The following is a 13,126-nucleotide window of genomic DNA, read 5'->3' as shown; positions in this document are numbered from 1 at the left end:
TGGGATACCGTCGAAATCCGCAAGAAAGCTTCGCGTTTTTCGTCGTGAAAAGCTCTTGCCTTCGATGACGGATTTGAGTAGGTTGCGCGCCTCGACGCCGGGGGACACTTCGACGGCGAGACGTTTGGTGGACAAGGCGCCCGTAGCTCAGCTGGATAGAGCATCAGACTACGAATCTGAGGGTCAGGAGTTCGAATCTCTTCGGGCGCGCCATCCTCCAAGAAAACAGGTATTTACGAATGGGCGGCCTCTGGCCGCCTTTCGTGTTTCCGGGGTTTCCTACCGCGCTTCTTCCTGCGCCCCTTCATCCCTGGCGGGCAGTGGATACCGAAAATGCGGGAAAAGCTGTCGGAAACCGGCAGAACGCAGTCGAGCGGAAAGCCCGACTGTTCGGGATTTCCGCTCGACTTTGGTCAATTGGCGCAGTTCCCAGGCAATTCTCCTTCGCGGGCACGGGCCCGTGGAGACATCGTTGCTGCCCTGTTGCTTGCGATGCCGGGGGCCGGCCTTGCGCCTGTCAGGATCAGACGGACTTGAACCACGCCCACGACTTCAGGAACGTGAAGCGCCCCAGAATCATGGCCAGAAAGGTCATGACGGACAGAAACCCGAAAATGCTTCCCGTGGCGCTGTTATGAAGAATCATGGACAGCACCGCGAGCACGCCGGACGCGAGCAGGATCAGCAGACCCTTCTTGCGCCCTTGCGAGGTGAAACCCCTGGCCCACATCGCGCTGCAGTGAGCGCAGGTGTCGAATCCGTTCCGCACGTCGCTCCCGCAGAAACCGCAAATACCGTCGTGCCGCATGTTCGGTGTCTCCTGAAAAAATCGTTCTGATGACTGGCCCGGCTGAGGCCGAGGCCTCCGTCACAGCTTCGGCGCCGCCGCCGGCGTAGCCGATTTGCGGTAGAGTTCCTCGCCGGCCTTCTGGAACTGCTGGAATGCCTCCTCCAGCGTAAGGACCTTGTTGGCGACGTAGTTCGCTGTGACCTCCAGTGTCCGCACCCGGTTGCCATCGGATGAATGGGTGAACGCCGTGGCCATGATCTCGACGGCGTGTCCGGTGGCGAGGCGGCGCTTTTCGTCGGCCAGTTGATCGACTTGGAAGGAGGAGTAGACAACCCAGCAGCCGGATGTCGGGCATGGCTTTGGGCCTTTCGTGTCGAACACCCAGGTCAGCCGGTACATCTCCGATGCCCGTCCGGTGACAGCGGGCTTGTTGTGCGACGGGTTTCCGTATTTCGAGACGAGTTGCGCCAGCACCGCGCCGGCTTCGGGTGCCGTGCGCGCGTCCTCGAACGTCAGGCGGCGGGTCATGTTCACGACCGTGTTGCCGGTGGCCGGAGTGCCGAACAGCACCGAAATCTCGTCGCCTGGCTTCGTGGCGGCGATTCTCGTGGTGTAGACCTGCGATTCCAACGGAATGGACTTATAGGAAATCCCGATCGTTCCCTCGGAGACGTTCAGGACATCGCCATATTCCTTGATCAGCGCGGCCTTGGCCTCCGCTGCCGACATGGTCGGACCGAGGGTCAGGATCCCCATGTCCAGGCCGTTGTATTTGGCTTCGATGGCGGAGGCGCTTTTCTGAAGCGCCAATTCCTCCGCCCGTGCCGGCGAGAACACGGAGACGACGGCAGCGAGTGCGAGAGCGGCAGCGGCAGCGGTCGAAAGCCGTTGGGTGGACATCCGCGATTCCTTCCGTTGCTGAATGGGTGGTGAAGTGGGGCGCGTCACGGGGATCAGCCCTTGAGCGCCCGCTCGTCCATGCGCGCTGCGCGGCTGGCCGGATCGGGGTGGGTGGCGAGCATCTGGGCGATGGCGTTCGAATGGCTCTGGGACAGCGCCGCAAGTTTGCGCAACGCGGCGGCGGGGGCGGTCTTCGAGGCTCCGGCGCGGACGGCGACGTCGTAGCCGTAATCGTCGGCTTCGCGTTCGTTCTCCTGGGAAAACTGCGCCTTGACCACTTCGGAGACGAGCGCGCCAGCCTGCGACGCATTGACGTTCAAGCCGCCGGAGGATGACGCCAGCTTGACCAGCCCGGACATGGCGTAGGCCGTTTGGAAGCGCTTGCGGGCATGGCCATGATAGACGTGCCCGATCTCGTGCCCGATCACGAACAGCAACTCGTCGTCGCTCATGTGATCCATCAGGGCGCTCATGATGCGGATGCTGCCGTCCGGCACCGCGAAGGCGTTGATGTCCTGGGAGATGTAGACCTTGAAGTTCAGCGGTCGTCCGTTGACGCTGTCGTAAGCCTTCGTGAGCTTGGCGAGCCGGCGTGCGTATTTGCTTTGCGCCGGTGCGATCCGGTTCGAGGCGTCCATCGAACGGATGCCAGCAAGCGACGTCTGCGCCATTTGCTCGTCAGTCATCGTGGCGGCATTGAACATCTCAAGGCCGGTATTGAGCAGGTTGGCGTTCATGGGGCCGGTCTGACAGCCGGACAGAAGCAGGCCGGCACCAAGAAGCGTGGCCAGAGCCAGCGGGGTACGCATGCGGGTTTTCCTTTTCCAGTTCCAATCTCCGCCTGGGAGGCCTTGCGTCGGAACGCCCCAGCAGCGCGATTGATGTCCCATCTTTTGGTTGTTGATGCCGTGGACGGCCTATACCTTTGATCGGAACGGCAAACGATGTGAAAGCGTGATCAAGAAAATCTTATTTCGACGATCATCCTCTGATTTCATCTGATGCCATCTGCGAAGAACACCGCGCCCGCCGGACGGAGTTTGTGGTGTTCGAGATTGGCTGCGGCAAAAACTCGCGCGCTTTTTAAGTTCTTTTGTTGTGAATCGCGACTACCAGATCTGGTAGGGATCGTCGGCAGGGAGACGGCACCGCCGAAGTCTTGGGGAGCATTCGCCGAATGCGTATAGATTTTCTTGACAATGTAAGATTGCTTGATTCATGCGAAACCGCTGAAGATGTTGTCCACCTTATGGACGGTGTGGCGCGGAAACTCGGCTTTTCCGGTGTCAGTTTTCTAGATGTCCGCATGATATCTTCAGGGGCCAGGACGGAAATCACGCCTTATTACCTGACGACGGCACGGACGGACTTCATCGCCGACTATGCCGCCCAGCGCATGTATGAGATCGATCCGGTTGCCCACGAGGTGCGGCGGACCAATCTGGCCTTTTCCTGGAGCGAGTTGATGCAAAGGCGGGCCAGCGGCGCGCGTTCGGGAAGCGGGGAGGATGCGAATGCCGTGATGGGATTTGCCTTCGACCACGGCTACCAAAACGGTCTGACCCTTCCCTTTCATGGCGTCTCGGCAGATGGCTCCCCCGTTTCCTCCCTGACGACCATGTTCTGGTCGGAGTCGGGGGAAGAGTTCGACAATCTCGTCGCGGATGCGCGGCTGTCGCTGCAAATGTTCATTCACTGCTGCAACGACCGCGTGGCGGTGATCCGGGGAAGCGAGAACACCAAATCCGTGGGCGAGACGCCGACCCTGTCTGCGCGTGAACGCGACTGCCTGTCCTGGGGGGCGCAGGGGAAGACCGCGGCCGAGGTGGGCATCATCCTCGGGATCAGTGAGAATACGGTGAATTTCCACTTCAAAAATGTGATGCGGAAACTATCCGTCCATACCAAGACCCATGCCGTCACGCGGGCCATCTCTTTGGGGCTGATCGCGCCGTAACCTGCGGCGGCCGGCATGGGGCGCTTCCAGGCGGCGTTTGTCGTTTCACGACTTCGTCGCTCTGGCGCGAGCCCCGGTGGCTCCTCTACACTTGTGGCCCGCACCACTGGATGCATGGCCATGCCCCGCAGCGACTTCTATCCGCCCATCGACCCGTTCCAGACCGGCACGCTCGCCGTCGACGGGATCCACACGGTCTATTGGGAACAGGCGGGCAACCCGCGCGGCGTGCCGGTGATGTTCCTGCATGGCGGGCCGGGGGCCGGGGCCTCGCCCACCCACCGACGCTTCTTCGATCCCGCCCATTACCGCATCGTCGTGATGGACCAGCGTGGGGCCGGCCGCTCCACGCCCCTGGGCGAAACGCGGGAGAACACCACGGAGAGGCTGGTCGAGGACATCGAGACGCTGCGCCGGCATCTGGGCATCGAGCGTTGGCACCTGTTCGGCGGCTCCTGGGGATCGACGTTGGCGCTCGCCTATGCCGAAACCCATCCGGAGCGCTGCCTGGGCCTGATCCTGCGCGGCATCTTCCTGATGCGGAAGAGCGAGATCGACTGGTTCCTCTATTCCATGCGCGTCCTGTTCCCGGAAGCCTGGGCGGCCTTCGCCGGCCACATCCCGGAAGACGAGCGCGGCGATCTGCTGGAGGCCTATTGGAAGCGGCTCGACTCGTCCGATCCGATGGTGCGCATGGCCGCGGCGCGGGTGTGGAGCATCTATGAGGGCAGTTGCTCGTCCCTGCTGCCGTCGCCCGACCTGATCGCCGCCAGCGGCGAGGACCGCCACGCCCTGGGGTTGGCGCGGATCGAGGCGCATTACTTCCGCTCCAACCGCTTCACGCCGGAAGACAAGCTGCTGCGCGACGTGTCCCGCATCCGCCATCTGCCGGGGGTGATCGTCCAGGGCCGCTACGACATCGTCTGTCCGGTGATCTCCGCCGACGCACTGCACCGCGCATGGCCCGAAGCCGATTACCGCATCGTTCCCGACGCCGGCCATTCCGCCATGGAGCCCGGCATCCGCGCGGCACTCATCCAGGCGACGGAGCGGTTCAAGGAATATCGGTGACGGGTGCTTCGGGGAGTCGCTGAGTCGGAGGACAAGATTGACACGGATGTCACGGATTTAGACACGGATTACACGGATTTTTCTGGGCTTGGCGGCGCTCCGGACTGTGCCGACTGCGGCCGCTTCGGAGCGCCACATCCGTGAAATCCGTGCTTCAATCCGTGACATCCGTGTTCATCTTGCCCGCCGCTCCCGCGCTCCCCGTTCGCGACAACCACCCTTGCACCCGTCCCCCACCCACCCCACACTCTGCCGATGCCTGAACTTCCCGAAGTCGAGACGGTGTGCCGGGGCCTCGCCCCGCATCTCGAAGGCCGGCGGCTGGTCCGTGTGGAGCAGCGGCGACCGAACCTGCGCACCCCCTTTCCGCCGCGCTTCTGCGAAAGGCTGACCGGCCGGCTGGTCGAGTCGGTGCGGCGGCGGGCCAAATACATCCTGATGCATCTGGATGACGGCGGCGTGCTGATCGCCCATCTCGGCATGTCCGGGCGGATGATCATCGCCCCGGAACGGCCCGAGTCCTTCGACAAGCACGACCATGTGGTGTTCGAGACCGACGCCGGCACCGTCGTCACCTTCAACGATGCCCGCCGCTTCGGCCTGATGGACCTGACGGTCGCGGACGCGCTGGGCGACCACCCGATGCTGCGCAATCTGGGACCGGAGCCGCTGGGCAACGAATTCTCCGGCCCCGAGCTCGCCCGCCGTCTGGCCGGCAAGATGACGCCGATCAAGGCCGCCCTGCTGGACCAGAGCGTCGTCGCCGGTCTCGGCAACATCTATGTGTCGGAGGCGCTGTTCCAGTCCGGCATCCTGCCCACCCGCAGCGCCGCCAGCCTGACCGGTGAAGAGGTCGACCGTCTCGCCGCTGCGGTGCGCGAGGTGCTGGAGCGCGCGATCGCCGCCGGCGGCTCCTCCTTGCGCGACTACCGGCAGGCGTCGGGGGAGCTAGGCTATTTCCAGCACCAGTTCGCCGTCTACGACCGGGAGGGGGAGGGCTGCCCCGATTGCGACTGCGACCGCTCCCGGACGGGGGGCGTTCAGCGGATTGTACAGTCAGGCCGCTCGACTTTCTTTTGTGCGGCGCGCCAACGGTGATATAGCTGGGGCATGACGGCTCTACCGGCCATGCTCCGGGCGGCGTCCGCCGCTTTCCTCCTTGCCGGCCCCGCGGTCGCGGGCCTGGGGAGCTTCCTTATTCCCATTCCTCCGGCATTTGCCGCTCAACTGGTCGCTGCCGACTCCGGGCCGTTCGTCCCCGGCTTCACCGACGTTCCGGTGATGCCCGGGCTGGCGACCGCCGAATCGGAGCCGCTGGTCTTCGACAAGCCGGGCGGGCGGATCGTCCAGGCCGTGCTGTCGGGGGAGGTGCCGCGCCAGGCGGTGCTGGCCTTCTACGACCAGACCCTGCCGCAGCTGGGCTGGCGCCGGGCATCCGACCGCGTCTTCGTCCGCGAGGGCGAGGAACTGCGGCTGGAATTCCCCCAGCAGGCCAAACCCAAGTCCGCGACCGCCGTCCGCTTCACCTTGACGCCGCGCTGACGGCGGGAACACCCGCCATACTCGCGACGATCCTCAACAGACACCCCTACACAACCACGAGTCCCGGAAGCAACCGGGCTCGCGCCATCGGGAGAGTGCTGCAGCCATGTCGTATGAAACCATCCTCGTCGAGACCCGCGGCCCAGTCGGCCTGATCACGCTCAACCGTCCGAAGGCGCTGAACGCGCTGTGCGACCAGCTGGTGACCGAGCTGGGCCAGGCCCTGGACGAGTTCGAGGCCGACAGCGCCATCGGCGCCATCGTCGTCACCGGGTCGGAGCGCGCCTTCGCCGCCGGCGCCGACATCAAGGAGATGGCCGGCTTCTCTTATATGGATGTCTACACTTCCAACTTCATCACCGCGAAATGGGAGCGGCTGGCCAAGTGCCGCAAGCCGACCATCGCCGCGGTGGCCGGCTTCGCCCTCGGCGGCGGCTGTGAACTGGCGATGATGGCCGACTTCATCCTGGCGGCCGACACCGCCAAGTTCGGTCAGCCGGAGGTCACCATCGGCACCATCCCCGGCGCCGGCGGCACCCAGCGCCTGACCCGCTTCGTCGGCAAGTCCAAGGCGATGGAGATGGTCCTGACCGGCCGCATGATCGACGCCGCCGAGGCCGAGCGCTGCGGCCTCGTCTCCCGCATCGTCCCGGCCGCCGAGCTGGTCGAGGAGGCGGTGAAGGTCGCCACCAAGATCGCCTCGCTGTCGCAGCCGGTCATCGCCATGGCCAAGGAGGCGGTGAACGTCGCCTATGAGTCGACCCTGGCCGAGGGCATCCGTTTCGAGCGCCGCCTGTTCCATTCGACCTTCGCCACCGAAGACCAGAAGGAAGGCATGGCCGCCTTCGCCGAGAAGCGCCAGGCCGGCTGGAAGAACCGCTGAGTCGCTGCACCTGCGTTGACTCTGCCACCTGGGTCGTCCCCTGCATCTTGCGGGGGACGGACCAGATCCCATCAAGATGTCGTCTGAGTACGATTAGTCAAAATCATCGGGCGTCCACGCCTTGACTCGAGGTGCGCTGCCGCGTATAAGGCGCGCTCGCATCACGACAGCCGTGTCGTTCGGAGTAGGGTTTCCATGGCCAATCATAAGTCCGCTGAAAAGCGCATTCGTCAGACCGAGCGTCGCACGGAAGTCAACCGTGCCCGCATCAGCCGCATCCGTTCCTTCGTGAAGAAGGTCGAGGGCGCGATCCAGAGCGGCGACAAGTCCGCCGCCGCCGACGCGTTCAAGTCCGCTCAGCCGGAGCTGATGCGCGGCGTCTCCAAGGGCGTGCTGCACAAGAACACCGTGTCGCGCAAGCTGTCGCGTCTGTCGGCTGCGATCAAGGCTCTCTGATAGAGCTTTCATCCGCTGGTTTCAAAAAGCCGCGCCCGTGACTCGGGGCGCGGCTTTTTGCGTTTAAAGTAAATGTATGGGTACTCGACAATTGTCTTAGATTGTTGTTAGGCGCGCTTATGAGATTCGAGATCGGCCTTGTGGTCGGAGCGATGGGTTTTATCTTTTTAGGCCGTTCGCCATCTGTCCCATTGCCAGATTTTGTTGGTATGGTTAGACTTTTGCTCCAATTCGGCGGGGCGAAATAGGGTGATGCAACACTCTGTGTCCTGCCGAACACAGAAGTGAAATACTGAAGGTCTTACGCCGGATCAGGGCTTGTTGAGTCCCGGTCGATCGCACGATCTTCTTTTACTTACAAGCTGTCGCGCTTGGGGCGGGATTTACAATCCCGTCGACTCATGCGTGTGCGTTTTGGGTATAATGTTCCGTTCGGGGTCAACCCTGCCTGTACACATACGGGCGGGACCAGGCGGGCGGCCGGGGCACCAGTCGGCGGGCACACCATCGGTGTGTTCGGCACCGGTGAACGGCGGTTCCGGCCGCGGGGTCGATCCCGCGCCGCCTCGGCGGTGGGGGCTGGCCGGGGGGAAGGAGCGGGAGTAAGGGAGCATGTCGGTCGGCGTGTCGTTGGATCAGCAGTGGGCGCGCATTCGCGGACGCCTGAAGGAAGAGGTCGGCGAGATCGCCTACCGGAGCTGGCTTCAGCCGCTGTCCGTCGCCAGCCTTGTCGGCGGCGAGGTGTGCATCGTCGTGCCCACGCGCTTCATGCGCGACTGGGTGCTGACCCACTATGCCGACCGAATCCGCGCCCTCTGGTCCGGCGAGAATCCGGAAGTCCAGTCGATCGACGTCATCGTCGCTTCCACCAACCCGCCCGCGGCGCTGGTCGCCGACAATGACGACAACGGCGACGACCGCCCCGCTCCGGCGTCCCGTGCCCAAGGCGCCCAAGATTCCCGTTTCGCCGAGTCGCGCCCGGCGCCCCGTCCGGCACCGCCCCCGCGTCCGGCCGATGGCGGCTTCTCCGCGGATTCGGCACCGTCGACCGTCTACACCTCGGCTTCCTATGGCGGGGCGTCGGACGAGTCGCCGAACGCCGTCCCGGCGATTCTGGAGGACCGGTCCGACCTGTCCGCCGCCCTCGACCCGCGCTTCACCTTCGAGAATTTTGTCGTCGGCAAGCCGAACGAGCTGGCCCATGCCGCCGCCCGGCGCGTTGCCGACGCCACCACCGTGACCTTCAACCCGCTGTTCCTTTATGGCGGGGTGGGCTTGGGCAAGACCCACCTGATGCACGCGCTGGCCTGGCAAATCCGCAAGAACGACCCGAACCGCAAGGTGCTGTACCTGTCGGCCGAGAAGTTCATGTACCAGTTCATCCGGGCGCTGCGCTTCAAGGACACGATGGCCTTCAAGCAGCAGTTCCGCTCGGTCGACGTGCTGATGATCGACGACGTGCAGTTCATCAGCGGCAAGGACAGCACGCAGGAGGAGTTCTTCCACACCTTCAACGCGCTGGTCGACCAGAACCGGCAGGTCATCATCTCCGCCGACAAGAGCCCGTCCGACCTGGAGGGCATGGAGGAGCGGCTGCGCTCCCGCCTGGGCTGGGGGCTGGTCGCCGACATCCACCCGACCACCTACGAACTGCGCCTCGGCATTCTCCAGGCCAAGGCCGATGCGCTCCAGGCCTCCATCCCGCTGAAGGTGCTGGAATTCCTGGCCCACAAGATCACGTCCAACGTCCGCGAGCTGGAAGGGGCGCTGAACCGCATCGTCGCCCATGCCGATCTGGTCGGCCGCTCCATCTCGCTGGAGACGACGCAGGAGGTGCTGCACGACCTGCTGCGCGCCAACGACCGCCGCGTCACCATCGACGAGATCCAGAAGCGGGTGGCGGAGCATTACAACATCCGCGTCGCCGACATGCATTCCGCCCGCCGCGCCCGCGCGGTGGCCCGCCCGCGCCAGATCGCCATGTATCTGGCCAAGCAGCTGACCGCCCGCTCCCTGCCGGAGATCGGCCGCAAGTTCGGCGGCCGCGACCACACCACGGTCATGCACGCGGTCAAGAAGGTGGATGAACTGCGCGCCACCGACCCGTCCTTCGCCGAAGACGTGGAGCTGCTGCGCCGGATGCTCGAAAGCTGAAGATCGTTTGATCCGCTGATCAACCGCGGCGTGTCGCCACGCCGCTATCCCATCGCCATGGGAAGTTTGCTAAGGTCCGCCCGCACGGATTCTTTGCGGACGGCATGGGTGTTGCGGTGGAAACAAATATTCTTGTCGCCGACGATTCCGAATACTTCCGTGAACAGATTCGTGCAGATCTGGAAAGCAACGGCTACCGGGTGCTGCTGGCCGAGGATGGGGCGCAGGCGCTGTCGATCTACCGCAGCCACGACATCCACATTCTGATCACCGACCTTGAAATGCCGGTGATGACGGGGCTGGAACTGTGCTGGCACGTCCGGGCGGAGGATGACCAGCACCGCACCTTCACCATCCTGATGACCGGCGACACCGAGACCGCCCGACGGATCGAAGCGTTCGACTCGGGCGCCGACGAATTCCTGGCCAAGCCCATCGACCTGTCGATGCTGCGAGCCCGCGTGCGGGCCGGCGAACGCATCACCCGCATGCACCGGGTGATGGTGGAGATGCTGCACACCGATTACCTGACCGGCGTCCTGAACCGCCGCTACTTCATGGAGCGGCTGGAGCAGGCCTATCGCGCCGCGAAGGAGAAGGGGACCGCGCTGGCGGTCGCCATGTTCGACATCGACCATTTCAAGACGATCAACGATACCCACGGCCACACCAACGGCGATCTCGCGCTGAAGCGCTTCGCCGACCATTGCGCCGCCCAGGTGCCGGACGGCGGCTTCCTCGGCCGGCTGGGCGGGGAGGAGTTCTGTCTGTGCCTGCCCGCCGGCGACCTGGAGACGGCGCTTGCGCGGGTCGAGGCGATCCGCCGCTCCACCGCCGAACTCATGGTGGAAACCGGGACCGGGGCCAGCTTCGCCTTCACCGTCAGCATCGGCATGTGCCTGGTTCAGGACACCGACTCGGTCAACGATCTGATGACCCAGGCCGACGAGGCGCTCTACTTCGCCAAGCGCAGCGGCCGCAACCGCACCGTCCTGCGCGGGGCGGAAGGGGTGACGGTCAAGGCACGCTTCTATGTGATGTGAGGCGGCCGGGATCAGAGCGGCCGGGATCAGAGCGGCAGGGTCACCGTCGCGCGCAAACCGCCCCCGCTCCCACCGCCGCCTTCGCGGTTGGACAGGGTCACGTCGCCGCCATGGCCGCGGATGATGCTGCGGGCGGTGGACAGGCCCAGCCCAACGCCGCCGGTATCGCGCGAGCGCGAGCGTTCCAGCCGGTAGAAGGGGGCGAAGACCTTTTCGAACTCCGCCTCCGGGATGCCGGGACCGTCATCGTCGATGTGGATGCGCGCCTGCCGGCCGGACGCCTGCCCGTCGATCCCCGGCCCATCCTCCAGCCGCACGGCGAAGCCGCCGCCATACTTGATCGCGTTGTCCATCAGGTTGGCGAAGGCCCGGCGCAGGGCCACCGGGCGGCCTTCCGCCACCACATGGGCGGGACCGTCATAGACGGCGCAGTGGCCGGCATCGACGCGGTCGTCGCACAGGCTCTGCAGCAGGTCGGCAAGGTCGAAGCGGACGCGCGGCTCGCGCTGGGCATCGTCGCGGGCGAAGGCCAGCGTGGCGGAGATCATCGCTTCCATCTCGTCCAGGTCGGCCAGCATCCGCCGCTGCATCTCCGGATCGTCGACCAACTCGGCGCGCAGGCGCAGGCGGGTGATCGGCGTGCGCAGGTCGTGGCTGATCGCCGCCAGCATCTGGGTGCGGTCGGCGACGAAGCGGGCGAGCCGCGCCTGCATCCGGTTGAAGGCGCGGGTGGCGGCGCGCAGCTCGCGCGGGCCCTCCTCGGGCAGGGGTTGGGCCTCGCCATCGACGCTGAGCCGTTCGGCGGCGGCGGCGAAGCCGGCGAGCGGCGCCGTCACCCGGCGGGCGGCCAGCAGCGAGACCAGCAGGATCACCGCCACCACTGCCCCCATCCAGAACAGGAAACGGACGATGCCGAAGGGGCCGGCCAGCGGATCGCCGCCGGTGAAGCTCAGCCAGGACCCGTCGCCGAGCCGCACCGAAAGCCGGACATGCGGACCCCAGCGCCGGTTCTCGTCGCCCATGAAGGGCGGGTGATGGTGGTCGTCATCCCGCGGTGGGCGCTGGACCTCGATCATGATGTTGCGGTCTGGCGTGTCCAGCGACTCGCGCAGCCGGCGTTTCAGCCCGTCGAAGCGGCTGCTCGAATAGGTCTCCGCCGGCAGGGGCGGGGGACGGTCGGCGCGCCATTCCACCCGCAGGACCGGATCGTCGATGGCGCGCACCACCCGCTCGCGGCCCGTCGGCGGCGTGCTTTCCACCAGCTGGACGATGGCGGTGATGCGCTGGACCAGCACGTTGGGTCCGTGGATCGGCGGGCCCTCGCTGCGGTCGGTCAGATAGACCAGCGCGCTGATCGCCTGGGTCAGCAGCAGCGCCAGCACCACCGTCAGCGCGATGCGCGCGGCGAGGCTGTCGGGAAAGCGGAGGCCCAGGCGGCGGAAGGCGCGGCGGCGGACCGACGGGCGCCGCGGCGCCTCCGGCTTTCCGGCGATGTCGTCCGGCCGGGCCGTCATGATGCCGGTCCGCCGCTGGTCACCGACGGGGTGAAGAGATAGCCGCCGCCGCGCACCGTCTTGATCAAGGTCGGTTCTGCCGGGTCGGGTTCGATCTTGCGGCGCAGCCGGCTGACCTGCACGTCGACGGAGCGGTCGAAGGGAACCGCCGAGCGGCCGCGCGCCAGATCCAGAAGCTGGTCGCGGGTCAGCACCCGCTGCGGATGCTCGACGAAGGCGACCAGCAGGTCGTATTCGCCGGCCGACAGCTGGACCAGCACGCCGTCGGGCGAGCGCAGCTCCCGCTTGGTGAGGTCGAGCGACCAGCCTTCGAAGCGCAGCACCGTGCCGGCCGCCGCCGGGGCGCCCGCCACCGGCGGGGCGGAGACGCGGCGCAGCACCGCCTTGATGCGGGCCAGCAGCTCGCGCGGGCTGAACGGCTTCGCCAGATAATCGTCGGCGCCCATCTCCAGCCCGACGATGCGGTCGGTCTCCTCCCCCATGGCGGTCAGCATGATGACGGGGGTCTGCGCCGTCTGCGGCGTCGCGCGCAGGCGGCGGCAGAGCGACAGCCCGTCCTCCCCCGGCAGCATGAGGTCGAGGACGATCAGGTCGACGCGGGCGCCGTCGAGCGTGCGCATCATCTCCGCCCCGTCCCGCACACCGGTGACCCGGAAGCCGTGCTTGGTCAGGAACTGGGCGACGAGAGAGCGGATTTCGCGGTCGTCGTCGACGACGAGGAGGTGGGGCGTGCGGTCCATGGCTTTCATGATCGGGCGAGGCGCGCCGGGCGTGAAGGGGAAATGTGTAACGCCGGGTTACGGGACGGCCGGCGGT

The 13,126-nt window shown here is 65.7% G+C and carries 13 protein-coding genes and 1 tRNA gene; 9 read left to right on the top strand and 5 right to left on the bottom strand.

What is annotated here, in order from left to right; translation table 11 throughout:
* Nucleotides 1-136: 136 nt before the first annotated feature.
* A tRNA-Arg gene (locus FZ983_RS28545) sits at nt 137-213 on the top strand.
* Nucleotides 214-523: 310 nt separating this feature from the next.
* Here FZ983_RS28545 and FZ983_RS28540 read toward each other — a convergent pair.
* From FZ983_RS28540 to FZ983_RS28530, 3 genes are read right to left on the bottom strand one after another with little or no spacing between them, the layout of a single operon-like run.
* The gene (locus FZ983_RS28540) at nt 524-808 is read right to left on the bottom strand and encodes a hypothetical protein (protein ID WP_149227779.1); all 285 of its coding nucleotides are present in this window, start codon (nt 806-808) and stop codon (nt 524-526) included.
* Nucleotides 809-868: 60 nt separating this feature from the next.
* The gene (locus tag FZ983_RS28535; protein WP_149227777.1) at nt 869-1,690 is read right to left on the bottom strand and encodes a hypothetical protein; all 822 of its coding nucleotides are present in this window, start codon (nt 1,688-1,690) and stop codon (nt 869-871) included.
* 53 nt (nt 1,691-1,743) lie between these two features.
* Nucleotides 1,744-2,499 (bottom strand): M48 family metalloprotease, encoded by a 756-nt coding sequence (locus tag FZ983_RS28530; RefSeq protein ID WP_188092565.1) that lies wholly within the window; start codon nt 2,497-2,499, stop codon nt 1,744-1,746.
* 368 nt (nt 2,500-2,867) lie between these two features.
* On the opposite strand from FZ983_RS28530, the gene FZ983_RS28525 reads away from it, so the two are divergent.
* From FZ983_RS28525 to FZ983_RS28490, 8 genes are all read left to right on the top strand, one after another.
* On the top strand, nt 2,868-3,647 hold the full coding sequence (locus FZ983_RS28525) for a LuxR C-terminal-related transcriptional regulator (RefSeq protein WP_149227773.1): 780 nt from the start codon (nt 2,868-2,870) through the stop codon (nt 3,645-3,647).
* A gap of 120 nt (nt 3,648-3,767) precedes the next feature.
* Nucleotides 3,768-4,718, top strand: a complete 951-nt coding sequence (pip, locus tag FZ983_RS28520) for a prolyl aminopeptidase (protein WP_149227771.1) — start codon at nt 3,768-3,770, stop codon at nt 4,716-4,718.
* Nucleotides 4,719-4,973: 255 nt separating this feature from the next.
* Nucleotides 4,974-5,816, top strand: coding sequence for a bifunctional DNA-formamidopyrimidine glycosylase/DNA-(apurinic or apyrimidinic site) lyase (mutM, locus tag FZ983_RS28515; RefSeq protein ID WP_149227769.1), 843 nt, complete (start codon nt 4,974-4,976; stop codon nt 5,814-5,816).
* Nucleotides 5,817-5,828: 12 nt separating this feature from the next.
* A complete protein-coding gene (locus FZ983_RS28510) occupies nt 5,829-6,260 on the top strand; it encodes a hypothetical protein (protein ID WP_149227767.1) in 432 nt (143 codons plus the stop codon).
* Between the two features lie 106 nt (nt 6,261-6,366).
* Complete coding sequence (locus FZ983_RS28505; RefSeq protein ID WP_149227765.1) at nt 6,367-7,143, top strand: enoyl-CoA hydratase; 777 nt, start codon at nt 6,367-6,369, stop codon at nt 7,141-7,143.
* A gap of 195 nt (nt 7,144-7,338) precedes the next feature.
* The gene (gene rpsT / locus FZ983_RS28500) at nt 7,339-7,599 is read left to right on the top strand and encodes a 30S ribosomal protein S20 (protein ID WP_044549314.1); all 261 of its coding nucleotides are present in this window, start codon (nt 7,339-7,341) and stop codon (nt 7,597-7,599) included.
* 612 nt (nt 7,600-8,211) lie between these two features.
* On the top strand, nt 8,212-9,753 hold the full coding sequence (dnaA, locus tag FZ983_RS28495) for a chromosomal replication initiator protein DnaA (protein WP_149227763.1): 1,542 nt from the start codon (nt 8,212-8,214) through the stop codon (nt 9,751-9,753).
* A 116-nt stretch (nt 9,754-9,869) separates the two neighbouring features.
* Entirely contained in the window at nt 9,870-10,796 is a 927-nt protein-coding gene (locus FZ983_RS28490) for a diguanylate cyclase (RefSeq protein ID WP_188092564.1), read from the top strand.
* A gap of 26 nt (nt 10,797-10,822) precedes the next feature.
* Here the strand turns inward: FZ983_RS28490 and FZ983_RS28485 are convergent, their stop codons facing one another.
* A complete protein-coding gene (locus tag FZ983_RS28485; RefSeq protein WP_149227759.1) occupies nt 10,823-12,310 on the bottom strand; it encodes an ATP-binding protein in 1,488 nt (495 codons plus the stop codon).
* Nucleotides 12,307-13,050 (bottom strand): response regulator, encoded by a 744-nt coding sequence (locus FZ983_RS28480; protein WP_149227757.1) that lies wholly within the window; start codon nt 13,048-13,050, stop codon nt 12,307-12,309. The genes FZ983_RS28485 and FZ983_RS28480 overlap by 4 nt, the downstream gene beginning before the upstream one ends.
* Nucleotides 13,051-13,126 lie beyond the last annotated feature (76 nt).

This window comes from Azospirillum sp. B21, from assembly GCF_008364825.1.
Lineage (GTDB): Bacteria > Pseudomonadota > Alphaproteobacteria > Azospirillales > Azospirillaceae > Azospirillum.
Note: the sequence above shows the minus strand (reverse complement) of the source record. Positions and strands in the feature narration are given on the sequence as shown.

Coding starts and splice junctions, on each gene's coding strand:
- FZ983_RS28540 (WP_149227779.1), bottom strand. CDS start 808: ATGCGGCACGACGGTATTTGCGGTTTCTGCGGGAGCGACGTGCGGAAC.
- FZ983_RS28530 (WP_188092565.1), bottom strand. CDS start 2,499: ATGCGTACCCCGCTGGCTCTGGCCACGCTTCTTGGTGCCGGCCTGCTT.
- FZ983_RS28485 (WP_149227759.1), bottom strand. CDS start 12,310: ATGACGGCCCGGCCGGACGACATCGCCGGAAAGCCGGAGGCGCCGCGG.
- FZ983_RS28505 (WP_149227765.1), top strand. CDS start 6,367: ATGTCGTATGAAACCATCCTCGTCGAGACCCGCGGCCCAGTCGGCCTG.
- FZ983_RS28480 (WP_149227757.1), bottom strand. CDS start 13,050: ATGGACCGCACGCCCCACCTCCTCGTCGTCGACGACGACCGCGAAATC.
- mutM (WP_149227769.1), top strand. CDS start 4,974: ATGCCTGAACTTCCCGAAGTCGAGACGGTGTGCCGGGGCCTCGCCCCG.
- FZ983_RS28525 (WP_149227773.1), top strand. CDS start 2,868: ATGCGTATAGATTTTCTTGACAATGTAAGATTGCTTGATTCATGCGAA.
- FZ983_RS28535 (WP_149227777.1), bottom strand. CDS start 1,690: ATGTCCACCCAACGGCTTTCGACCGCTGCCGCTGCCGCTCTCGCACTC.
- rpsT (WP_044549314.1), top strand. CDS start 7,339: ATGGCCAATCATAAGTCCGCTGAAAAGCGCATTCGTCAGACCGAGCGT.
- dnaA (WP_149227763.1), top strand. CDS start 8,212: ATGTCGGTCGGCGTGTCGTTGGATCAGCAGTGGGCGCGCATTCGCGGA.
- FZ983_RS28510 (WP_149227767.1), top strand. CDS start 5,829: ATGACGGCTCTACCGGCCATGCTCCGGGCGGCGTCCGCCGCTTTCCTC.
- pip (WP_149227771.1), top strand. CDS start 3,768: ATGCCCCGCAGCGACTTCTATCCGCCCATCGACCCGTTCCAGACCGGC.